Consider the following 22277-nt stretch of genomic DNA (forward strand, 5'->3'; position numbering starts at 1 on the left):
TATGTCGTCTCTTTAGTATAATCAAAAAACAAATCATTAATCAAATTAAATTCTTTCATCATGAAAAAAACAATCATCATTTCTGCAATCGCATTATGCTTTTCAATTGTTAGCGTTAATGCAAAAACGTCATTCGAGCCAACTAAAGTTTACAAAACTCAGGCTATTACAAACGTAAACCCGTTTTGTGTTTCTATTGCTAAAGGCGATATTGAAACTGTTAAAAAGTTAATAGAGTTAGGTACAAATGTAAACGAACAGTCTAATGGAATGACACCTGCAATGTACGCAGCGAAATTTAATCGATGCGACATTTTAAAACTTTTAATTGAGAATGGTGCTAAACTCAAAGTAAAATCTACAAAAGGAATGACAGCGATGAAATATGCCAAATTACATAAGGCTGTTGATGCTGAAAAGGTTTTAGCTGAAGCTTTAGCAAACAAGAAAAAATAATTAAAAGCTATTATAATTATTTTGATTTAGTCATGATAAAAGCCCTCATTGAGGGCTTTTTTTAGTTTACGGCTTTCTATATTTTTCTATAGATTCTTCTATTTTTTCAATTCTGTTATCAGGGTCTGGATGCGTGCTTTGAAATTCTGGAACCCGATTGGGTCCTGCGGCTTCTTTTAATATTTTCATTACACCAATCATTTCTTCTGGGTTGTACCCTGCCCTAATCATAAACCTTACGCCCAAATCATCACTTTCCAACTCATCATCACGCCCATTGGTAAGCAATTTTTGTTGACCAATACCACCTACAAGCCCACCCATATCTGCTCCTACAGAACCTGCTGTAGCTAAACCTTGCCAATATTCGCTCTCTGCTATACGTTCTGCACTGTGTCTTCCTAAAACATGACCAATTTCATGGCCTAAAACTCCAGCTAGTTGGTCTTCGTTTTTTAATTTTTCTAATAGAGCATAGGTTATAAAAATTTGCCCGCCAGGTAACGCGAAAGCATTAATCGTTCTTGGGTCGTTTAGTAAATGAAATTCGTATTTGTAAGGCGTCTCTCTAGCGATACTACTATTTACCAATTTATTGCCCACATTATCAACCAATTCTTGTAATTTAGTGTCAGGATGTAATCCGCCATGTTGTTGTGCCATTTGTGGTGCGCTTTGTAGACCAATGGCTATTTCCTTTTCGGGTGTCATCGATATAGTTTGCACTCTTCCCGTATAGGGGTTCTCTTCTCGTTGACTGCAACGCTTCAGCACAAAAAATATGGCAATTGCTGCTCCAATAAGCAGTCTTACTTTAAAATTTCTTCCTCTCATTTTAGATGGTTTTAGGACAGTAAATTACAAAAAAATGACTTATATGTTTACGACACTTTTAGGTATAAAATGTCACAATATATTCACGAAATTGATTTGTACATGGTAAAATGTTTACCAATTTCAGGAATATAAAACGGATCTCCCAAAGTTGTATAGCCATTGTTTTTGTAGAAATTAACGGCAATAATTCTTGCATTGCACCAAATTAATTCAATGTCTTTTTCTTTAAGTAGTTTTTCGCCGTAAGCTAAAATCAATTTACCTAACCCTTTGCCCTGAAAATCTTCTAGTATTGCCATTCCGCGAAGCTGGCATTGTAAAGTTTCTTTGAATAAACTATTTCTAGATTTCATAAAAGATGCCACGCCGATTATTTGATTCTTGTGGAATACTCCAATATGTATTGTAGTTTTCAAATCATCACCTTTAAAAACACAAGTTTCTAGCGGTCTTCCTTTTCTTAAAACAGGATGTCTAACCGGGTAAGTCGTTTTAGCTGATATTTGTTTAATTTTAAAATCTTTAATTTTTGCCATTTCAGGTTTTGTTACAAGCCATATTCAAACTTATTAAATTAATGGTTATCAATTTATGTATCTTCACTTTAAAATTTTTTAATGGAATTTGAATTTAAAATCCTAGATAAAGCCGATATCTTGAAAATTGTGCCTTTGGTTGAGCAGCTTGATGATTTTAAGGTGCCTAGATCAACATTAGAAGAGCGATTTTTAGAAATGAAACATCAAAATTATGAATGCGCCGTAATTTTGGATGGCGAAACTATTATAGGTGTTTGTGGTTTATGGTTTTGTACGCGACATTATGCAGGAAAGAGTGTTGAGGTAGACCATGTTTATATTGAAAAAGCTTACAGGGGTAAAGGCCTTGGAAAACAGTTTTTTGCGTGGATTTATAATTATGTAGCCTCTAAAGACTGCAATACTGTAGAGTTAAATACGTATGTAAATAATTATCCTTCTCATAAATTTTACTACAATCAAGGGTTTGAAATTTTAGGTTACCACTTTTTAAAGAAATTATAGATCTTTTTTTGGATAGTTTGGTAAGGATTATATATTTGTGACGCTAATGCGGGAGTAGCTCAGTTGGTAGAGCGTCAGCCTTCCAAGCTGAATGTCGCCAGTTCGAACCTGGTCTCCCGCTCTAAAAGCTTCATTTTAAGGGATGAGGTTTTTTTTCATTAATGGTTTTGAATTTAAGGAAAGTAAGGTGAGAAGTCTACCCTGAGCGCAGTCGAAGGGAACCTGGTCTCCCGCTCTAAAAGCTTCATAATAAGATATGAGGCTTTTTTAATGTTGTTTTACAAAGAGTACATTAGCTATGGTATGCCGCGGTGCTGGCAGGTACGTGCGGGAGCGATAGAAACGGCATCCTTTTTGCGAAACTGTAAATGCAAAAACCTCTGTTTTTTGAAGCTATTAATTTGAAAGGAAAAAACTTTAAGGTGCTTACAGGGCGCCTCGCAAAAAGATATAGTGGATAGCGCGGTTTTTATAAAAACCCGCCATAAAAGTTATTTTAAATTAGTTAAGGTTGAACCGCTTTCAACTTCGTAAGGTGGTTTGTTATATTCAAAAATTCTCGCTGAAAGCGGGCCCTGTAGCGTAATATTATTATCTTCTACTGAAAGCCAACTGCCTTCGCGTAAGCCTACAACTGGTTGTGAGTTGTAGCAATGAAATTCCTTAATTCGGGTTTCGCGAGTTTCTCCCATATGTGTGCTATTGGTGTCGGGATCTAAATAGTGCGGATTTATATTAAAAGGCACTAAGCCTAAGGCATTGAAACTTGGGGGGTAAACAATAGGCATATCATTGGTAGTTTTTATGGTAAGGCCGCAAATATTGCTACCGGCACTTGTACCTAAATATGGTGTGCCATTGTTAACTGCATTTTTAAGTGGCGCTATTAAATTGTTTTTGTGTAATTGGTTGGCTAGAACAAAGGTGTTGCCACCGCCCGTAAATATACCTTCGGCATTTTCAATCGCCTCAGAGGGGTTTTTATACGTATGCAGTCCTACTACATTTATGCCAATTTTTGCAAATGCTTTTTTCGCAACTTCGGTATAATCATCATGAGATATTCCACTAGGTCTCGCGTAAGGCACAAAAACTATGGTTTTTACCTCTTTAAAAAAAACAGAGAGTTCTTCTATAATATAGTCTAAATAGCTGCTGCCGTGAACAGTAGAGGTGCTGGCAATAATTATATGTTTCATATTAAAATTAATTGAGCCTAAAGCTAATTAATTTTTTAACAAATATTAAGAAGAGCATATTTTAGAAAATGAGTTTTAAGTCGTATTTTTAAAGAAAAGAAAGCGTTGCTTGGTGTATATATAGTAATACTTTTTACTAAAAACCTAACCTATGAGAAAGATTTTATGTGTATTACTGCTATTTAGTATGGCGCATTTTAGTGCTCAAAACTTTACTAGAACCGATGTTGAGGGTAAGATCGTAGTAGAGCATAACGACGTTTCTGGAATTACAATTTTTAATGCGTCATCTGATAAAGGAACAATAACAGATGTTAACGGCGAGTTTACTATTGCTGTTATGGAGAACGATGTTATTGAGGTTAGTGCTTTGCAATTTCAAAATTTGAGCTTTAAGGTGAACAAAGCTATTGTCGCTTCTAGAAATATGAAAATATTTTTGATAGAGGAAATAAATAAGTTAGATGAGATTGTAGTTCGTGCTAAAGGTTTGACAGGAAATTTGGGGACAGATATTGATGGCTCTAAAACGTTTAATCCCAAATTAGACGCCCTTTATTTTGGTGTGAAACATAGTAGTGAGTATAATTTTGAAACCGATTATAAAACCAAAGTGGTTAATATTGGAGATGATATACAACGTAATAGATTTTATAATGGATTGAATATTGTAAACGTTGTTGACCAATTGCTGTTACCCATATTTAGATCGGAAGCTAAGGAAAAAAAGACTTCAGGAATACCAGAAGTGCCTGCTGAATCCGTTAAATATTATTTCGCTTCAGAATTTTTGGTAGACAATTTTAAGATTCCAGAACATCGAGTTGAAGATTTTATTGCCTATGTAGAAAGTGGAGATTTTGATTTTACCCTGCTTAATTATGGAAGAGAGCTAGAGTTCCTAGAGTTGTTGAACACGAAGAGTATAGAGTTTTTAAAAAAGGACAAAGGATAAATCTAGGTGGTTTAACAAAATTTTAGAAGCAATTTTTAATTTGTTTAAGACATTACTCCCGACATTTATGGCTTAAAGTATTCACCATTGAAGCCGAAATTGTTTTTTGTTTTTTTATTTTTCTGTAATGCGGCAATGGCACAATATATTGATATTGCTGGAAAGGTAGAAAGTACGGCCGATATTGAAAATATACATGTTATCAATAAAACAGCTAAAAAATTTACTATAACTGATGCAAGAGGTGTTTTTACAATTCCCGTAAGCTTAAATGATACCTTGAGTTTTTCTTCGGTTCAGCATGAGCCTAAAATAATAATTGTTTCAAAAGCTATTATAGCTTCAAAAACAGTTACCGTCTTATTGGTGGAGCAAGTAAACACGCTAAATCAAGTTACCGTTGGAAAAATACTCACGGGAAATTTGAGGTCTGATATTGGAAATGTTGAAGGTAAAGCACCCATAAATTTTTATGATTTAGGTATACCTGGCTACACTGGCAAGATTGCAACCCAAAGCGAGCGTCGCCTTTCTGAGGCTGGAGAATTTAAACCTAAAATGTTGCTGGGGGCATTAACTGGTTCAATACCTTTAAATCCAATTATTAATGGTATAACAGGTAGGACAAAAATGCTCAAAAAAAGAGTAGAGCATGAACGCAACGAAGAACTTATTGCTAAAGTAAGAGAAAAGTTTTCAGAAAGTCTATTTAGTATGTATGCACTAGATGAAGCATATAGAATGGATTTTTTCTATTTCTGTGAAATGGATGAGAATTTTTATAATAACTGTGCTGGCAAACCAAATTTAGAGGTATTAGTGTTTTTAAAAAGAAAACTTAAAGAATATAAAGTCAATCAAAAAGAAAAGTAAATTTTGGCACAAGTTTTGAAAACTTGAAAATAGTTACTTTTGTCAATACTTTTTATTATTATGAAATCACTTAAAATCATAATTCCTGTAGTTTTTACGCTATTGCTATCGTCTTTTACAACATTACATAAGTACTATGTAAGTAATACCCAGATAGAGTATGTTAAAGACAAAAAGTCTCTACAAATTATAACAAGGGTTTTTATTGACGATTTTGAAAATGTACTCAAAGAACGGTATGATGATATGTTGTCTTTTGATGATAAGAATTCTAAAATGATTGATGTTTACACTGAAAAATATCTAAATGAAAAACTCAAGATAAGTATCAATGGCCAAGCTAAATCGTTAATTTATATTGGTAAAGAAATAGAAATGGGTATTGTAAAATGTTACTTAGAGATAGAAGAGGTTCAAAGTGTCAATACCATTACCATAACAAATCAGTTGTTGTACGACTTGTTTACAGAACAACAAAATATTATAAAGCTTAATATTAACTCTAAGAAGAAGAGTTATGTGCTTACCAAACAAAACGATAACGCAATGTTAAATTTTAATTAAATTAAAGTTTAAACTAAGCCAAAGTCTTATTTTTGCTCGCGTTGTACGCTAAAAAGCTAAAACCTGTTAGCGGTTTTAATATTTTTCCTAAAAAATTATAATAGTTACGTAATGAAATATCTTCTGTATTATTTTTTATCTGTTGTTTTTATATCCTCAGGTATTTATGCACAGGAGCAACAAGAGTCTGCTCCAAAAAAAGGTCATACTAATAACAATAAATTCAAACAGTTGTACGATGAATTTTCTACTCCAAATGTGTATAGAGCGGCATCGGGAGCTCCAGGACATGCTTACTATCAACAAAAGGCAGACTATAAAATGGATATTGTTTTGGATGACAAGAATGCAAAGTTATCTGGTTTTGAGACTATAACATACACCAATAATTCACCTGATGTTCTAAAATATTTATGGGTACAGCTAGATCAAAATAAACGTGCAAAAGACTCCAAATCGCCATTGATTGAAGGTGGTAACGTAAGTCCAGTGTTATACCCAAGTCAATTCTCCAAACAGTTTCTAGAAGAAAGTTTTGATGGCGGTTTTAATATTCAAGAAGTTAAGGACGCTAAAGGAGGCGCATTACCATATATGATAAATCGTACCATGATGCGAGTAGAATTGCCAAATCCAATGGAGACAGGAGATGAATTTACATTCTCCATAAAATGGTGGTACAATATTAACGACCATGTTAAACACGGTGGTCGCTCAGGATACGAGTATTTTCCAGAAGATGGTAATAGAGCCTATGTTATTGCACAGTTTTTTCCAAGAATGGCAGTGTATAGTGATGTTGAAGGTTGGCAAAATTCTCAGTTTTGGGGACGAGACGAATTCGCACTAACTTTTGGAGATTATGAAGTAAATATTACGGTGCCTGCAGATCATATTTTGGACGGTACAGGTGTTTTAACCAATAGAAAGGAAGTGTTTTCTAAAGAAATGATGCGCCGATACGAGCAGGCTAAAAATTCATACGATAAGCCAGTTATAATTGTGTCGCAAGAAGAAGCTGAAGCTGCAGAGAAAAGCTTTTCTAATAGTACAAAAACGTGGAAATTAAAAGCTGAAAACGTTCGCGATTTTGGTTTTGCAACGTCTAGAAAGTTCATTTGGGATATGATGGCGGTTAAAATCGGAAACAAAGATGTTATGGCCGTGTCTTTATATCCAAAAGAGGGTAATCCGCTTTGGGAAGAATGGTCAACTAAGGCTGTTGCAAGTACGTTGAAGTCATATTCTAGAATGACGTTTGATTATCCGTACCATAAAGCTATTTCAGTTCATGCGAAACAACAAGGAATGGAATATCCAATGATTTGCTGGAATTACGGCCGTCCAAAAGAAGATGGCACTTACAGCGATCGCGTAAAATATGGCATGATGGGCGTTATTATCCATGAAGTTGGTCATAACTTTTTTCCAATGATTGTGAACAGTGATGAGCGCCAGTGGACATGGATGGATGAAGGCTTAAACACATTTATGCAATACGTGGCAGAACAAGATTTTGGCGAGGCTTATCCAGATGCCTTATCAGAAAAAGATGAGCATTTCCCATCTGATAGAGGGCCTGCACATATGATTGTACCTTACATGAGTGGAAATCAAGATTACATTGCACCAATAATGACAAAAGGCTTAAATACCTATCAATTCGGAAATAATGCCTACGGTAAACCAGCTACAGCTCTAAATATATTAAGAGAAACTGTGATGGGACGCGAGTTGTTTGATTATGCGTTTAAGGAGTATGCAAATCGATGGATGTTTAAGCACCCAACCCCTGAAGATTTCTTTAGAACAATGGAAGATGCTTCGGCATTCGATTTGGATTGGTTCTGGAGAGGATGGTTTTACACTACAGATTGGGTGGATATAGGCATTAAAGAGGTTAAAAAATACTATGCAACCTCTGAACCTAATGCATACATGAGAGATGTAATGGAGAAAAGGGGGATTAAAAAAGAACAGTTAAGGCCTCTGGTTTACATGGTAGAAGAAGGAAGTGAAGATGTAAATGAAAGAGTAAAAAATCAAGATTTAGCAGACGTACAAACGGTTAAAGAGTATTTAATGGACAATTTTTCGGCTGAAGAACGTCAAAACATTAAAGCACCCAAATATTTTTACAATGTTACTTTCGAAAAACCAGGAGGATTGGTTATGCCAATTATTGTAGAATATACATATGCAGATGGTTCTAAAAAAAGAGAAACCTTTCCAGCGCAGATATGGCGATTTAACGATAATGAAGTAAGTAAAGCCATCGCAAGTGACAAGGAAATTGTAAGTTTTACTGTTGATCCGGACAGGGAAACTGCTGATATCGACACAGCCAATAATTCTTGGCCTAAAACAGAAGAGCCTGGGGAGTTTGAAAATTTCAAACAGAGCATACAAGGGTAACACCTTAGAAAATAAAAAAAGCCGATGTTTAAACAGCGGCTTTTTTTTATGCTCTCAAAACAACTCACTATATTTGTACTGTGATACACTATTTTACATTTTTATTTATTAGTGGTGGCGAAATCGCCTTTATACTATTCATAGCTATTATGGTTTTTGGTGCCGATAAGTTGCCAGAAATCGCTCGTGGTTTGGGTAAAGGCATGCGCACACTAAAAGATGCCACCAATGATATTAAGCACGAAATCACCAAAACAGCTGAAAATCATGGTATAGACACCAGTATCACTAAGGACGTGAAGCAAGAGTTAGATAAGGTAAAGGATGATTTAGAGGATTTTACGGGTTCTGTAAAAAGAAAGCTCTAACAATTCACTAATAATAAAATTTTGGGCGTTACCCTATCGGGTCAGGCTTTCGGCAGTCGCTCTCTGCGAGGAGCTTCAACAAATGCCTCAATCCTTAACGCGGGAATGCTTGCTAGATTTGTTATAAATTTTAGGTTTGAGCCCTCCTGTGAAGCAAAAAGCCTTTTCTTATATCTTTCTACTTATCGTCAAACCATCTCGAATAGGCAAAACCACGGTTTCAATACGCTTATCTTCTTTTAGCAGTTTGTTATATGCAATCAAAGCAGGTGTAGAAGTATCCTCTTTTTTAAATGTGCTATCCAGAACTTTTCCACTCCAAAGTACATTGTCCGATAAAATTATACCGCCAGGGTTTAGCTTGTCAATAATAATCTTAAAATAGTTAGCGTAGTTCTCTTTATCGGCATCAATAAACACTAAATCAAATGTTTTGTCAAGCTCAGGTATAATATCTAAGGCGTTTCCCAAATGTTGAAAAATTTTTTCACCGTATTCAGATGTGTCAAAATATTTCCGTTGAAAATCTACTAATTCTTCATTAATATCAATAGTGTGAAGTTCGCCATCTAACTGCATACCCTCAGCTAAACACAAGGCTGAATAGCCAGTGTAAGTGCCAATCTCTAGGATGTTTTTCGGGTTTACCAATTTAGAAATCATACTTAAAACACGTCCTTGATAATGTCCACTCAACATGCGGGGTTGCAATATTTTTTGATAGGTTTCTCGTGTTAATTGTTGCAATAACTCTGGTTCATCCTCAGAGTGGGCAACCACATAATTATCTAAATCTTCTGGAATAAAATGCATAATCAAAATAAGGTCGAGCGCAGTCCAAACCTCACTGTTTAAAAATATAAAAACCACTCGACTGCGCTCGAGCGGATATCGATTTTCTTAAGTTAAAATACGATCAACTAACTGGGTTTTTCCGTTTTCATCATTGCCAAACAACCACTGTAGCACATTATCTTCCCAAATAGCGTCATATTCTGTTTCAGTAATAATTTTTCGTTCTATGGCTAAATCCAATAATTTTCCAGGATAAGACGATTGGGGTTCACTTTCCATTTCCCCAAGAGGATAAGGATCGTCTAACCCCATTAAAACTTGTTTAGCGCCATGGTTGCGTATCAACAGTTCTAATCCACCGGTATCATGAACAAGTGTATCAAAGAAAATATTCTTGTGTCCCACAGCTTTTCTAGGGTGATGTTTACCTTCAAACAAGTCTGGTCTTCCATCAAATCCTTGAATACGTCGTCCTAAATTTATTTGTGCTAATTGTCCACCATGAGCAAAACAGGTGCGCATATTCGGGTACTTTTCTTGATAGCCATTCAATGTTAAAAAATGGTAGGCATCTGCACACTGTGCTAACATCCAAATTAAATGAAATCTCCAAGCGGTATCCTCTAAATTTATAAATTTTTCGCCATCGTAAGGATGAATTTCTACAGCAAGATTGTATTTATTCGCTAACTCAAAAAGAGGTTCATTTTCTTCATCAAAAATACAACGCCACGTTCCGATAGTATCCATATAGTGCGTAGGCAAACATAATAAACGCATACCGAGAGTTTCCACACAACGTTCAATTTCCCAGCATGCACTTCTAATAAATCCAGGATGTACTACAAAACCGCAGGTAAATTTATCAGGATGTTCATGTTGAATCCGCGCATTAAAATCATTCTGAAAACGCAATGCTTTTTTCATTTCTTCAACGCGCAATCCGTTACCGTATAGCTGTGATAGGTTTAAAACCACAGCATGATCTATTTTATTACGCTCCATCCAAGAGAGCTTTTCATTGAGGAAAAAACTAGAATCTGTTACAGGGCGTTTCCAGCCCTTTTGCAGCATAAATTTCCGGTCTTTATCTACCCAGAAAATACCCTTTTCACGCATAAACTCCGGGATTTCTTCGGGATAAGGGAGCAGGTGCGAATGACCGTTAATTCTAAGTTTACGTTTTTTCATTTTTGTTATTCCTGCGAATGCAGGAACATCTTTTAAAATTAAGCTTTAATAACCAAGATTCCTGTATTCGCAGGAATGATAATGCTAATCTATTTTAACCTTCTTTGGTGGTTGCATGACTTCGCCACAATTGGGGCAACTGCGTTTATCGGTATCGCCGTAGTATTTGTCAAAAATCTTTGGCATATCGGTTTCAATATTGTCTAAAGTAAAATCTTCCTCGTACAATTTAGTTACACAATTTTCGCAAAACCATAGCAAGGTATCTTTCATGCCTTTTGGGCGCTTATATTCAATAACTAAACCAACTGTATTTGGTCCACGTTGCGGAGAATGTGGTACCTTGGGGGGCAATAAATAAATATCACCTTCTTTAATATGTACATCTTTTGGAGTACCCTTGTCAATAATTTTTAAAACAATATCCCCTTCAACTTGATAGAAAAACTCAGGTGTTTCATTGTAATGGTAATCCTTTCGGTTATTGGGCCCGCCCACTACCATAACGATAAAATCTGCATCTTTCCAAACTACCTTGTTGCCAACAGGAGGTTTTAATAAATGACGATTCTCTTCAATCCAAGCCTTAAAATTTATTGGTGATGTTAAATTGCTCATATAAAGCCCCTCTTAATCTCCCCAAATAGGGAGAAACTCAAATCGGGTATTTGAGTTTTGTTGAATTAAAATTATATATAAAGATAATACATCTTCTGTGATTTCTCCCTCCCTTTGGCAGGTTTGGGAAGGGCTTTTTTATAAAGATTTGGTTCTTCCACCATCCACAGGAACATTTATACCATTAATGTAACTGGCAGCTTCACTTGCTAAAAACACAATAGCATTTGCTGTTTCTTTAGGTTGAGCAAATCGTTTTACTGGCGTGTAATTTTTCATGATCTCTGTCATTTCTTCAATAGTCCTATCTTCCAATTTTGCCTTAATTTTAATAATTTCCGTTAAGCGCTCAGTATCGGTAAAACCTGGTAACACATTATTCACGGTTATGCCAAATTCTGCAACTTCAATAGATAACGTTTTGCTCCAATTACCCACAGCGCCTCTAATAGTATTACTTACGCCAAGTCTTGGAATTGGTTCTTTAACAGAGGTTGATATTACATTAATAATCCTTCCAAAGCCCTCAGCTTTCATAAACGGAATGGTAGCTTGTGCTAACAAATGGTTACATTTTAGGTGCATGGTAAAAGCATTTTCAAAAGCTTCTAAACTAGCATTTATAATTTCCCCACTTGCAGGCCCTCCAGTATTGTTTACCAAAATATGAAAACCATGTTCCCGTTCTATAAACTTAATGACCTGTTCTTGCAGATCTCTAGGATTTAGAAAATCGGCTACCAAATAACTATGGTTTCTATGTTGAGGTAATTCGGCTAATACTTCTTTGAGCTTTTCCCTATTTCTGGCTACTAACGTTACGTTTACACCTTCTTGTGCCAGTGCAATTGCTGTTGCTTTTCCTATGCCTTGGGTGCTTCCGCAAACAAGGGCGTTTTTGTTGTTTAAGTTGAGGTTCATTTATTATGGGTTGGTTAATTAATATTTTATACACACATTTTTAGGTTCAGTAAAAAAGCGCAAAGCTTCAAATCCACCTTCACGGCCAATGCCAGAAGCTTTTGTGCCGCCAAAAGGCGTTCGTAAATCGCGTAACATCCAAGTGTTTACCCAAACAATGCCAGATTGCAGCATACTACTCATTCTCATCGTGCGCTTTAAATCATTAGTCCAGAGTGTTGAAGACAAGCCATATTTTACGTTATTGGCCATCTCTAGAACTTCTTTTTCGGTTTTAAAGGGCATGAGCGTTACTACTGGCCCAAAGATTTCTTCTTGATTTATCTGGCATTCATTATTGGAAACTTCTATTACAGTCGGTTGCATATAATAGCCATTTTTAAAACCTTCAATAATGACTTTATTTCCGCCACATAGAATTTTGCCACCTTCTTTTTTAGCAATATCAACATAGTGTAACACTTTTTCTAAATGGGATTTTGAAACCAATGCGCCAATATCCGTATTGGGTTCAGAAGGATGTCCTAATTTTAGGTGTTTCACTTGCTTAACAAAATCTGTTTTAAATTTATCATAGATAGCATCTTCCACAAAAATTCTGCTACCACATAAGCAAATTTGCCCTTGATTAGAGAAGGAAGAACGCACCGTGGTCTCTAGCATGTCATCATAATCACAATCAGCAAAAATGATATTTGGATTTTTCCCACCTAATTCAAGAGATAATTTCTTGAACATAGGAGCTGCAATTTTAGCGATATGGGCTCCTGTTTGTGTGCCTCCAGTAAATGAAATCGCTTTAATATTTGGGTGCTCCACGATGGCTTGTCCAGTAGTATTGCCTAAGCCATGAACAATATTTAAAACCCCATGAGGGAGGCCAGCTTTATTTATTAGTTCACCCAATAGAAAAGCCGTTATTGGCGTAACCTCACTTGGTTTGGCAACCACACAATTACCTGCAGCAATGGCAGGAGCAATTTTCCATGTGAATAAATAGAGTGGAAGGTTCCACGGTGAAATACAGCCAACAACACCTATAGGTTGGCGTAGTGTGTAATTTATGGCACTTTGGCCTGTACTTTCATGACTTTCACTGGCAAATTGGGTAATAGCGTTTCCGAAGAATCTAAAATTACTCGCTGCTCTTGGAATATCTATAGCTTTTGCTAAACTAATAGGTTTCCCATTGTCTTTACTTTCTGCTTCTGCAAAACGGTCTAGGTTTGCTTCTAGCAATTCCGAGATTTTAATTAAAATCCTACTGCGCGCTTCTAGCGTAGTTTTAGACCATGATGAAAACGCAGCTGTTGCACTTTGATAAGCTTTTTCTACGTCGTCTTTTGAAGAGTTAGGGATTTGTCCGTAAACTTCACCATTTGCAGGGCAATAATTATCTATCCAATTATTAGAAATAGGATTTTCAAATTTACCGTTGATGAAGTTTTGGACTTTCATTTATAACTTTTTAAAGGCCACAACCTTAATCTCCACTACCAAATCAGGGTGAGGTAATTGATGAACCGCTACGGTAGTTCGTGTTGGTCCATTTTCCTTGTCAAAAAACTCTGCATAAGCTTTATTATAGCCTGCAAAATCATTCATATTTACTAAAAAGGTTGTAACGTCTACCACATTTTTTAATGAGGCTCCAATTTTGGTTAGGTTCTTCTCAATATTTTTTAAAACTTCTCGGGTTTGTACTTCTATATTTAGGTGTTTTGTACCCATTTCGTCAATAATATCTACCCCTGCAATGGTGTTGTCGGGTCGCCTAGAACTAGTTCCAGAGACAAAAATAAAATCGCCAACTCTTTTGGTATGTGGATAAGCTCCTCTTGGTGTTACTGATTTGTCGTTCATATTTAAGCCCCTCCTAACCTCCCCAAAAGGGAGGAATTCTTACTCGGGTGGATAAGAATTTATTGTTATTTGTGTAAAGCGCAACCTTTCCCTTCCTTCGGAAGGGGTAGGGAAGGCTCTTTTATCTTAATCCAGCAATTCTATCGTCTTCTAAAATTGCTTCTGTTTCATTTTTCACCTTGTCTAATATCAATTGTATATCATCTGATGGTGAAATTACACCATCTGATAGCATATTTAAAATAGCCTTGTCTTGCGCTCGCCCCCTTAACATCGCCTCACGATAGCCGATGTCCTCATTAAAAGTAACCAAACTATATTTTGATGCATATTCTTTTGGGAAATGTTTTTCTAGTGCCATTTCTATTTTTCGTTTTTCCTGGAAAATAGGATTAGCCACATGGTCTTTCATCTCATGGAAATTATCAATAGCCAAATCAGCAATGGCATCGGTATCCTTCTTTCTGCTTTTTTCATATTCTTGGAAAACGGTTTCCCAATCACCTTTATGTTTGTTTAAAACCGCATCAAATTCAACAATATCTTCAAACGATGCATTCATACCTTGTCCGTAAAACGGTACAATAGCATGTGCCGCATCACCCATTAACAGTGTATTGCCCTTATAATGCCAAGGTGAACATTTTATGGTGCCTAGAGGTGCTGTTGGGTTTTCAAAAAAATCGTCTGTAAGATTCGGCATTAAGGCCAAGGCATCAGGAAACTCTTTTTGAAAAAATTCTAAAACGATTTTTTCATCAGTTAGATTATTAAAATTGTATTCGCCGTCATCATAACTTAAAAAAAGTGTTACCGTAAAACTTCCGTCTAAATTAGGTAGCGCTATCAACATAAAACTCTTGCGAGGCCAAATATGCAATGCGTTTTTGTGTATTTTATAACCGCCATTAGGCTTGGGTAAGATACTCAGTTCTTTATAGCCATGGGATAGGTAGGATTGAGAAAAACTAAACAAAAACTTTTTACCCAAATAATAACTTTTTCGCATAGCGGAACCGGCGCCATCTGTAGCAATAATTATATCTGCATCTTCAATAAATTCTTCTTTTGTACGATAATCTGTAAAGCGAGCTGTGGTTTTTTCAAAATCCACCGATGTGCATTTTTTATTAAAATAGATGCTCACATTTTTGTGCTGTTCAGCTTCATCTAAAAGTAATGCATTTAAACCGCCTCGAGAAATAGAGTTGATATATTCGTGGTCTCTGCCACTGTAATTAGATTGAAACGTGTTGCCGTTTGCATCATGAATCATTCTCCCATGCATAGGAATACAGAGTTGATTCACTTTTTCATCAATCCCTACGAGTTTCATGGCTTTGTTACCTCTGTCTGAAAATGCCAAATTTATAGAACGACCAGCACTAATATCTACTTTTCTTAGGTCTGGGCGCATTTCGTAAACAGCAACGTTGTAGCCTCTTTGACCTAAGCGTAACGCTAATAGAGAACCGCATAGTCCTGCACCTATGATTAATATGTTTTGAGAAGCCCCACCTAAATCTTTCCCATTGGGGAAGACTTTCTCACTCTTACTTTTGATTTCTTTTTCTATCATGTCTTGTCATCCTGAACGTGTTTCAGGATCTCATTATGTTTTAATTTATTTTGGTTCCCTCTCTTTTGGAGAGGGCTAGGGAGAGGCTTATTCTATCAACCAATCGATACACATCTTCAAACGAATTATAAAGCGGTACAGGTGCACAACGAATTACATCTGGTTCGCGCCAATCGCTGATTACACCTGCTTCTGTTAATTTAGTATGTAATGATTTGTCAGCATTCTTAACCTGAATAGAGAGTTGACAACCACGTTCATTTGGATTGCTTGGTGTAATAATTCTAATTACATCTTCACCTAAATCTTTCAATAAAAACTCAAAATATCCTGTTAGTTCTTTTGACTTGGAGGTTAACTGTTCCATACCAACTTCAGCAAATAAGTCTAATGAGGCTCGTATGGCTGCCATTGATAGAATTGGCGGATTGCTTAACTGCCAGCCTTCAGCACCAGGTAATTGGTCGAATGCATCGCGCATCTTAAAGCGTGTGTTTTTATTGTGGCTCCACCAACCTGCAAATCGGTTTAAATCTTTTCGGTAGGCATGCCTTTCGTGTACAAAACACCCTGATAAACTTCCAGGGCCAGAATTCAAATATTTGTAAGTACACCATGCTGCAAAATCGGCTCCTGAATCGTGTAAATTTAATTGCACATTGCCTGCGCCGTGGGCACAATCAAAACCAACAATGCAACCATATTGATGACCTATTTCAGTAATTCGTTTTAGGTCGAAAAACTGACCTGTGTAATAGTTTACGCCTCCAATCATTATTAAGGCAATCTCATCACCTTGGATTTCTAAAATAGATTCTAAATCCTCATAATTTAACAGTTCTTCACCTTCGCGAGGTTTCCAGAAAACTAAACCTTCTTTCTCATCAAAACCATGATGGCGCAATTGAGATTCCACGGCATATTTATCGGAAGGAAATGCATCACTTTCAATCAATATTTTATAACGTTTTTGCGTGGGTTGGTAGAACGATACCATTAAGAAGTGTAAATTTGCCGTTAGCGTATTCATAACCACCACTTCAATAGGTTTCGCGCCCACAACGTTCGCCATGGCTTCGGTTAAATATTCGTGATAGTTTAACCATGGGTTTTTAGCTTCAAAATGTCCCTCAACGCCTAAAGTAGCCCAATCTTCAAGTTCTTGGTTTACGTAAGTTTTAGTGTTTTTGGGTTGTAGCCCTAAAGAATTTCCTGTCATATAAATCAAATCATTTCCATGCTTATCTTTTGGAATATGAAATTGATTTCGGTATGATTTTAAAACATCATTTTGGTCTTGTTCTAAGGCGTAATCCAGACCTAATTTGTAATCGGACAATGTGTTTTTGTTTTCGGTTTCTAACAAAAATAAGCATTATAAACTTAGAAATGAAGCCTAAAAAATATCGCATAATGCATATGCAAATTTTCGTATCTTTAGTAAAAACTTAAAGCTATGGGGAAAATAAAAGAATATTCAAACGGAGAAACTACAGTGATTTGGGAAGCAGGAAAGTGCATTCATTCGGCTATTTGTGCTAAGGGATTGCCAAAAGTTTTTCGCCCTAGATTGAGACCATGGATTAAATTAGATGAAGCAGAAACAGAAGCGATTATTAACCAGGTAAAGCAATGTCCTTCTGGTGCGCTACGGTATTATATGAATGATGAAAAAGACAACGCTTCTGAAACTTTAGAAACCAAAGTTGAGGTTTTAGAAAATGGACCATTGTTAGTGTATGGTACTCTAAAAGTAGTGGACAAAGAAGGGAATGAGGCTATTAAAAATAAAATTACGGCGTTTTGCAGGTGTGGAAAATCAGAAAATAAACCCTATTGCGATGGCGCACATGTAAAAGCAGAATTTAAAGGCTAAACAAGTATTGCCTGAAAAAGATAAAAGCGCTTCAATTTATAATTGAGGCGCTTTGGATATATATAGACGCGTATGCGGAAAAAACGTTATACTTTATTTACGAAATTGGTCGTACTTTAGATGTTTTACTTACAACATGAATCAACAAAAATCTTTTTTCGAAACCAATAAGGCAACTTGGAATACTAAAGTCAAAGTTCATGCCAAAAGTGAGATGTATGACATTGAAGCATTTAAAAATGGAAAATCCTCTTTAATGCTTTATGAATTGAAGGCTCTCGGAGATGTTTCAGGGAAATCGTTGTTGCATTTGCAGTGTCATTTTGGTCAGGATACTTTGAGTTGGAGTAGGCTAGGAGCTAAATGTACAGGTGTAGATTTGAGTGATGAAGGTATAAAACTAGCCAAACAATTAAATGCGGAATTAAATTTAGATGCCGAATTTGTGTGTTGCAATGTTTTAGATACTTCTGAGTTTGTAAAAGATGAATTTGATATTGTATTTACAAGTTACGGCGTAATTGGATGGTTGCCAGATTTAAAACCATGGGGACAAATGATTTCTGAACGCTTGAAGCAAGGTGGTACATTTTTTATGGCAGAATTTCACCCGATTGTTTGGATGTTTGATTATTTAGAAGAAAAACCTATTATGACATATGGCTATATGCAAGATGACGTGATTTATGAAGAATATGAAGGCACTTATGCCAATGAAAATTCCAAAATGATAAGTAAAGAATACGCTTGGAATCATGGTTTGGGTGAAGTAGTTACGGCTTTAACCGAAGCAGGATTGCATATTGAATATTTAAAGGAATATGATGAAAGTCCTTATGATGTATTGCCTGATTTAATAAAAACAGACGCTGGAATGTACGTAACAAAAGATAAACTATATCCTTTAATTTTTACTTTGAAGGCAATGAAGGTTTAGGGTAGAGTTTTTGGAAGCGGAACGTGTTTTTATTTGTTATATACCCATGTTGTAGGTAGTTTTTATTTAAATTCAGTTCCGAAAATGAAAGGTGTTTTTAGATTTCTAAAAAGTTCGATAAAGTTTCGCCGTCATTAGAATAATCAAGATATTTTCCTTGAACCGCTATCCCAGAAACCATATAAAATCAAATTAAATCTAACTATTGTGGTCATTCTATGATAATTCATTAAGTTTGAGCTAATCACTTTTTCACAATTCTTTTTTCATAAAAAAACCAAACCATGAGAAACCAATTCTTCACATTGCTGCTATATTTCTGTTCAGCTTTTCTTTTTGCTCAAAATGAAACAGTTAAACCTTGGTCAGACAAAAATTTTGAAGGTCTGAAACTACGAAGTATAGGACCTGCGTTTATGTCTGGTAGAATAGCAGATATTGTTATTCACCCTGCAGATGATAATACTTGGTATATTGCTGTGGCCTCAGGAGGAGTTTGGAAAACAGTAAATGCTGGAGTCACTTGGAATCCTATATTTGATAAAGAAGGTTCCTTTGCCACTGGCTGTGTGTCCATTGACCCTAATAATCCTCATGTTGTCTGGGTAGGTACTGGGGAAAATGTCGGTGGCCGTCATTTATCGTTTGGCGATGGAGTATATCGAAGTGATGATGGAGGAGCGAATTGGAAAAATATGGGTCTGAAAAATTCTAACCATATTTCGAAAATTATTATTCATCCTGAGAATTCGGATGTGATATGGGTAGCCTCACAAGGTCCGCTTTGGACAAAAGGCGGTGAAAGAGGATTGTATAAATCTATCGATGGTGGAATAACTTGGAAGCGGACTTTAGGAAATTCTGAATGGACGGGTGTAACCGATATTGTGATTGACCCTCGCAATCCTGACCAAATGTATGCTGCAACTTGGGATAGGCACCGAACTGTAGCTGCCTATATGGGTGGAGGTCCAGGTACAGGATTGTATCGAAGTTCAGATGGAGGAGATACATGGGAAAAACTAAAAACAGGTTTACCTAAATCTAATATGGGAAAAATTGGTTTAGCTATTTCTCCTCAGAAGCCCGATGTGTTATACGCTGCTATCGAATTAGACAGACGGAAAGGTGGCATATATCGCTCAATGGATCGTGGCTCAACTTGGAAAAAAATGTCTGATGCGGTATCCGGTGCAACCGGACCACATTATTATCAAGAGTTATATGCTTCACCGCATCAGTTTGATAGATTGTATTTAATGGATGTGAGGGTGCAGGTTTCAGAAGATGGTGGGAAAAATTTTCGTCGTATGAAGGAACAACATAAGCACTCTGACAATCATGCTCTGGCTTTCAGAAATGATGATCCGGATTACTTATTGATGGGGACAGATGGAGGTGTTTACGAATCTTTTGACTTAGCAGAAAATTGGCGTTTTATGGGGAATCTTCCTTTGACTCAATTTTATAAAGTGGCGGTAGATGATGCAGAACCTTTTTATAATATCTACGGCGGTACACAAGATAATTCGACTGAGGGCGGCCCTTCTCGCACAGACAATATACATGGTATTCAAAATTCAGACTGGAAAGTAGTTTTGGACTGGGATGGACACCAACCAGCTACGGAGCCAGGTAATCCCCATATTATGTACGGACAACGTCAGGAGGGAACCTTGTCCAGAATTGATATGATTACTGGTGAGGTGATGGACATTCAACCGCAACCTGGAGCAGACGAAGATTATGAACGCTATAATTGGGACGCCCCAATTTTGGTGAGTCCTCATGCACCGGAACGAATTTTTCATGCATCACAAAGACTTTGGGTATCTGATAATCGTGGCGATGACTGGCGTATTCTATCAGGAGATTTAACTCGTGACCAAAATCGTTTAGAATTACCGATTATGGGAAAACAACAAAGTTGGGATAATGCATGGGACTTGAACGCCATGTCCAATTATAACACGATTACTTCTATCGCCCAATCACCACTTGATGAAAATCTAATATACATCGGTACCGATGATGGGTTGATACAAGTGACAGAAGATTATGGGAATACTTGGCGAAAAATAGAAGTTAGTGTCATAAAAGGGATGCCAAAGACACCTTATATCAACGACATCAAAGCAGATTTACATGATGCGAATACAGTTTATATAGCGATGGATAATCACAAGTATGGCGATTACCAACCTTACATTTTAAAAAGTATGGATCGGGGTAAAACTTGGAAACCTATTCAAAATAATTTACCTAAAAGGAACTTAGTTTGGCGTCTTGTCCAAGACCATGAAAAAAAAGATTTGTGGTTTGCAGGAACTGAATTTGGTATTTATTTTTCTCCCAATGCTGGTGATAAATGGATAAAACTCCAAGGTGGTGTTCCAACCATATCGTTTCGAGACTTGGCGATTCAGCGGCGAGAAAATGATCTGGTTGCGGCTTCATTTGGACGAAGTTTTTATGTTTTTGATGATATAAGTGTGTTAAGAGAAGTAAATGATGAAGTTTTGAAAAACGAGGCTACTTTGTTTTCTACCCGAAAAGCATGGTGGTATATTCCGCGTGGACATCTAGGTTTTGAAGGAAAAAAAGGAGATCAAGGGGCAAACCATTTTGTGGCGGACAATCCTCCTTTTGGAGCAGTGTTTACCTACTATTTGAAAGATGACTTAAAAACAAAAAAAGAAATTCGAGCCACACAAGAAAAGAAAAATAAAGACAACATTGCTTTCCCAGGTTGGCAAGCCTTAGAAGGAGAACGCATGGAAAGTGAACCCAAAATTTGGCTAGAAGTCAAGGATTCTAATGGTACTGTTGTTAGACGTGTAAATGGTTCATCAAAGAAGGGCTTTCATCGCGTAGCTTGGGACTTGAGATATCCTTCACCAAACGCGATTTCCATGATAGAACCTCCAACACCCATGTGGGACGATAGACCAAAAGCTTTGATGGCTGCACCAGGAACATATTCCGCTTCGCTTTTTCAACAAGTGGATGGAGTGGTAAAAGCCTTGTCCCAACCTATAGAATTTGAGGTTGTGCCTTTACGAAAAGGTGCAATGGAAGGTGCACCGCATTCAGAAGTGGCTGCTTTTTGGAGACAATATGAAGATGCAGTGCGTTCGCATTCTGCTATTCAAATGAGTTTAGCGAATTCTTTGATACGTGCAGAACGCATGAAAAAAGTATTGAGTCATTCGCCTACAGCAGCAGGTAGTTTTGATAATCGATTGGCAGAAGTACGAATGGAACTTTTGAAAATTGACCAAGATTTAAATGGTGAAAAATCCAAAGTAGAACCGGGAGAAAAAACGAAGCCAACTGTCGTTGGTAGATTATTTTCTTTACAAATTGGAATTGACCATTCAACGTATGGTCCTACGACAAATCATAAAAACGCTTTACATCTGATTAATGGGCAATTGAGTTCATCACAGTCGCAATTGGAAATGAGTCAAGGGAAATTATCGCAGTTGGCAAAGGATTTGGTTAAGGCAGGCGCACCATGGATGGAAGGCGAAGCGCTGCCAAAGCATTGATGGTTTTTCTTATTCAGAAACCTAAGTGGCTTAAATGGAGTCGGTCAACTTTTTTTAAGTGGATTTTTGTGTAATTATTGCCAACTCGTTATATAGTAACTTTTATCACTCATATTCCGTAAATATATCATGATATGGTAAGTTTTTTGTCACTGTTATACCATAAAGATAATTTTTTTATTTGTAAGAAAAAACTAAAAACTCCAATAGATTTCTATTGGAGTTGTTAATTATTT

The 22277-nt window shown here is 36.5% G+C and carries 21 protein-coding genes and 1 tRNA gene; 11 read left to right on the forward strand and 11 right to left on the reverse strand.

Features of this window, described 5'->3' with window-relative positions:
• Positions 1 to 60 precede the first annotated feature (60 nt).
• Positions 61 to 456 (forward strand): ankyrin repeat domain-containing protein, encoded by a 396-nt coding sequence (locus BMY39_RS05305; RefSeq protein WP_092576607.1) that lies wholly within the window; start codon positions 61 to 63, stop codon positions 454 to 456.
• Positions 457 to 522: 66 nt separating this feature from the next.
• Here BMY39_RS05305 and BMY39_RS05310 read toward each other — a convergent pair whose 3' ends face one another.
• Both BMY39_RS05310 and BMY39_RS05315 read right to left on the reverse strand, forming a co-directional pair.
• On the reverse strand, positions 523 to 1290 hold the full coding sequence (locus BMY39_RS05310) for a M48 family metallopeptidase (protein ID WP_092576609.1): 768 nt from the start codon (positions 1288 to 1290) through the stop codon (positions 523 to 525).
• Positions 1291 to 1373: 83 nt separating this feature from the next.
• The gene (locus tag BMY39_RS05315; RefSeq protein WP_092576611.1) at positions 1374 to 1829 is read right to left on the reverse strand and encodes a GNAT family N-acetyltransferase; all 456 of its coding nucleotides are present in this window, start codon (positions 1827 to 1829) and stop codon (positions 1374 to 1376) included.
• Positions 1830 to 1910: 81 nt separating this feature from the next.
• On the opposite strand from BMY39_RS05315, the gene BMY39_RS05320 reads away from it, so the two are divergent.
• Both BMY39_RS05320 and BMY39_RS05325 read left to right on the forward strand, forming a co-directional pair.
• Positions 1911 to 2336, forward strand: coding sequence for a GNAT family N-acetyltransferase (locus BMY39_RS05320; protein ID WP_092576615.1), 426 nt, complete (start codon positions 1911 to 1913; stop codon positions 2334 to 2336).
• A 48-nt stretch (positions 2337 to 2384) separates the two neighbouring features.
• Positions 2385 to 2457: transfer RNA gene (locus BMY39_RS05325), tRNA-Gly, on the forward strand.
• A 370-nt stretch (positions 2458 to 2827) separates the two neighbouring features.
• Here the strand turns inward: BMY39_RS05325 and pepE are convergent.
• Positions 2828 to 3535, reverse strand: coding sequence for a dipeptidase PepE (gene pepE / locus BMY39_RS05330; protein ID WP_092576617.1), 708 nt, complete (start codon positions 3533 to 3535; stop codon positions 2828 to 2830).
• Between the two features lie 151 nt (positions 3536 to 3686).
• Here pepE and BMY39_RS05335 point away from each other — a divergent pair, with 151 nt between their 5' ends.
• From BMY39_RS05335 to BMY39_RS05355, 5 genes are all read left to right on the forward strand, one after another.
• Positions 3687 to 4490 (forward strand): carboxypeptidase-like regulatory domain-containing protein, encoded by an 804-nt coding sequence (locus tag BMY39_RS05335; protein WP_092576620.1) that lies wholly within the window; start codon positions 3687 to 3689, stop codon positions 4488 to 4490.
• Positions 4491 to 4625: 135 nt separating this feature from the next.
• Positions 4626 to 5363, forward strand: coding sequence for a hypothetical protein (locus tag BMY39_RS05340; protein ID WP_092576623.1), 738 nt, complete (start codon positions 4626 to 4628; stop codon positions 5361 to 5363).
• A gap of 60 nt (positions 5364 to 5423) precedes the next feature.
• Positions 5424 to 5927 carry a DUF6702 family protein gene (locus BMY39_RS05345; RefSeq protein ID WP_092576626.1) on the forward strand — a complete coding sequence of 168 codons (504 nt, stop codon included), beginning with the start codon at positions 5424 to 5426 and terminating at the stop codon, positions 5925 to 5927.
• Between the two features lie 111 nt (positions 5928 to 6038).
• Entirely contained in the window at positions 6039 to 8342 is a 2304-nt protein-coding gene (locus BMY39_RS05350; RefSeq protein WP_092576628.1) for a M1 family metallopeptidase, read from the forward strand.
• An 80-nt stretch (positions 8343 to 8422) separates the two neighbouring features.
• Positions 8423 to 8710, forward strand: coding sequence for a Sec-independent protein translocase subunit TatA/TatB (locus tag BMY39_RS05355; protein WP_092576632.1), 288 nt, complete (start codon positions 8423 to 8425; stop codon positions 8708 to 8710).
• Positions 8711 to 8878: 168 nt separating this feature from the next.
• Here the strand turns inward: BMY39_RS05355 and BMY39_RS05360 are convergent, their stop codons facing one another.
• From BMY39_RS05360 to kynU, 8 genes are all read right to left on the reverse strand, one after another.
• Complete coding sequence (locus BMY39_RS05360) at positions 8879 to 9523, reverse strand: O-methyltransferase (protein ID WP_092576635.1); 645 nt, start codon at positions 9521 to 9523, stop codon at positions 8879 to 8881.
• Between the two features lie 87 nt (positions 9524 to 9610).
• Positions 9611 to 10696, reverse strand: a complete 1086-nt coding sequence (locus BMY39_RS05365) for an amidohydrolase family protein (protein ID WP_092576638.1) — start codon at positions 10694 to 10696, stop codon at positions 9611 to 9613.
• A gap of 84 nt (positions 10697 to 10780) precedes the next feature.
• Entirely contained in the window at positions 10781 to 11314 is a 534-nt protein-coding gene (locus BMY39_RS05370; protein ID WP_092576640.1) for a 3-hydroxyanthranilate 3,4-dioxygenase, read from the reverse strand.
• Between the two features lie 138 nt (positions 11315 to 11452).
• A complete protein-coding gene (locus tag BMY39_RS05375) occupies positions 11453 to 12235 on the reverse strand; it encodes an SDR family oxidoreductase (protein ID WP_092576642.1) in 783 nt (260 codons plus the stop codon).
• Between the two features lie 18 nt (positions 12236 to 12253).
• Complete coding sequence (locus BMY39_RS05380) at positions 12254 to 13693, reverse strand: aldehyde dehydrogenase (RefSeq protein WP_092576645.1); 1440 nt, start codon at positions 13691 to 13693, stop codon at positions 12254 to 12256.
• Positions 13694 to 14098 carry a RidA family protein gene (locus BMY39_RS05385; RefSeq protein ID WP_092576647.1) on the reverse strand — a complete coding sequence of 135 codons (405 nt, stop codon included), beginning with the start codon at positions 14096 to 14098 and terminating at the stop codon, positions 13694 to 13696.
• A gap of 121 nt (positions 14099 to 14219) precedes the next feature.
• Positions 14220 to 15677 carry an FAD-dependent oxidoreductase gene (locus tag BMY39_RS05390; RefSeq protein ID WP_092576651.1) on the reverse strand — a complete coding sequence of 486 codons (1458 nt, stop codon included), beginning with the start codon at positions 15675 to 15677 and terminating at the stop codon, positions 14220 to 14222.
• 40 nt (positions 15678 to 15717) lie between these two features.
• A complete protein-coding gene (gene kynU / locus BMY39_RS05395) occupies positions 15718 to 17016 on the reverse strand; it encodes a kynureninase (protein ID WP_092577710.1) in 1299 nt (432 codons plus the stop codon).
• 117 nt (positions 17017 to 17133) lie between these two features.
• Here kynU and BMY39_RS05400 point away from each other — a divergent pair, with 117 nt between their 5' ends.
• From BMY39_RS05400 to BMY39_RS05410, 3 genes are all read left to right on the forward strand, one after another.
• A complete protein-coding gene (locus BMY39_RS05400) occupies positions 17134 to 17553 on the forward strand; it encodes a (4Fe-4S)-binding protein (RefSeq protein ID WP_092576655.1) in 420 nt (139 codons plus the stop codon).
• Positions 17554 to 17689: 136 nt separating this feature from the next.
• Entirely contained in the window at positions 17690 to 18490 is an 801-nt protein-coding gene (locus BMY39_RS05405; RefSeq protein WP_092576660.1) for a class I SAM-dependent methyltransferase, read from the forward strand.
• A gap of 284 nt (positions 18491 to 18774) precedes the next feature.
• The gene (locus tag BMY39_RS05410) at positions 18775 to 22041 is read left to right on the forward strand and encodes a WD40/YVTN/BNR-like repeat-containing protein (protein WP_092576663.1); all 3267 of its coding nucleotides are present in this window, start codon (positions 18775 to 18777) and stop codon (positions 22039 to 22041) included.
• Positions 22042 to 22277 lie beyond the last annotated feature (236 nt).

This window comes from Hyunsoonleella jejuensis, from assembly GCF_900111025.1.
GTDB lineage: Bacteria > Bacteroidota > Bacteroidia > Flavobacteriales > Flavobacteriaceae > Jejuia > Jejuia jejuensis.

Excerpts from the sequence above, each read along its gene's own strand:
- BMY39_RS05305 (WP_092576607.1), top strand. The coding sequence starts at position 61 with ATGAAAAAAACAATCATCATTTCTGCAATCGCATTATGCTTTTCAATT.
- BMY39_RS05310 (WP_092576609.1), bottom strand. The coding sequence starts at position 1,290 with ATGAGAGGAAGAAATTTTAAAGTAAGACTGCTTATTGGAGCAGCAATT.
- BMY39_RS05315 (WP_092576611.1), bottom strand. The coding sequence starts at position 1,829 with ATGGCAAAAATTAAAGATTTTAAAATTAAACAAATATCAGCTAAAACG.
- BMY39_RS05320 (WP_092576615.1), top strand. The coding sequence starts at position 1,911 with ATGGAATTTGAATTTAAAATCCTAGATAAAGCCGATATCTTGAAAATT.
- pepE (WP_092576617.1), bottom strand. The coding sequence starts at position 3,535 with ATGAAACATATAATTATTGCCAGCACCTCTACTGTTCACGGCAGCAGC.
- BMY39_RS05335 (WP_092576620.1), top strand. The coding sequence starts at position 3,687 with ATGAGAAAGATTTTATGTGTATTACTGCTATTTAGTATGGCGCATTTT.
- BMY39_RS05340 (WP_092576623.1), top strand. The coding sequence starts at position 4,626 with ATGGCACAATATATTGATATTGCTGGAAAGGTAGAAAGTACGGCCGAT.
- BMY39_RS05345 (WP_092576626.1), top strand. The coding sequence starts at position 5,424 with ATGAAATCACTTAAAATCATAATTCCTGTAGTTTTTACGCTATTGCTA.
- BMY39_RS05350 (WP_092576628.1), top strand. The coding sequence starts at position 6,039 with ATGAAATATCTTCTGTATTATTTTTTATCTGTTGTTTTTATATCCTCA.
- BMY39_RS05360 (WP_092576635.1), bottom strand. The coding sequence starts at position 9,523 with ATGCATTTTATTCCAGAAGATTTAGATAATTATGTGGTTGCCCACTCT.
- BMY39_RS05365 (WP_092576638.1), bottom strand. The coding sequence starts at position 10,696 with ATGAAAAAACGTAAACTTAGAATTAACGGTCATTCGCACCTGCTCCCT.
- BMY39_RS05370 (WP_092576640.1), bottom strand. The coding sequence starts at position 11,314 with ATGAGCAATTTAACATCACCAATAAATTTTAAGGCTTGGATTGAAGAG.
- BMY39_RS05375 (WP_092576642.1), bottom strand. The coding sequence starts at position 12,235 with ATGAACCTCAACTTAAACAACAAAAACGCCCTTGTTTGCGGAAGCACC.
- BMY39_RS05380 (WP_092576645.1), bottom strand. The coding sequence starts at position 13,693 with ATGAAAGTCCAAAACTTCATCAACGGTAAATTTGAAAATCCTATTTCT.
- BMY39_RS05385 (WP_092576647.1), bottom strand. The coding sequence starts at position 14,098 with ATGAACGACAAATCAGTAACACCAAGAGGAGCTTATCCACATACCAAA.
- BMY39_RS05390 (WP_092576651.1), bottom strand. The coding sequence starts at position 15,677 with ATGATAGAAAAAGAAATCAAAAGTAAGAGTGAGAAAGTCTTCCCCAAT.
- BMY39_RS05400 (WP_092576655.1), top strand. The coding sequence starts at position 17,134 with ATGGGGAAAATAAAAGAATATTCAAACGGAGAAACTACAGTGATTTGG.
- BMY39_RS05405 (WP_092576660.1), top strand. The coding sequence starts at position 17,690 with ATGAATCAACAAAAATCTTTTTTCGAAACCAATAAGGCAACTTGGAAT.
- BMY39_RS05410 (WP_092576663.1), top strand. The coding sequence starts at position 18,775 with ATGAGAAACCAATTCTTCACATTGCTGCTATATTTCTGTTCAGCTTTT.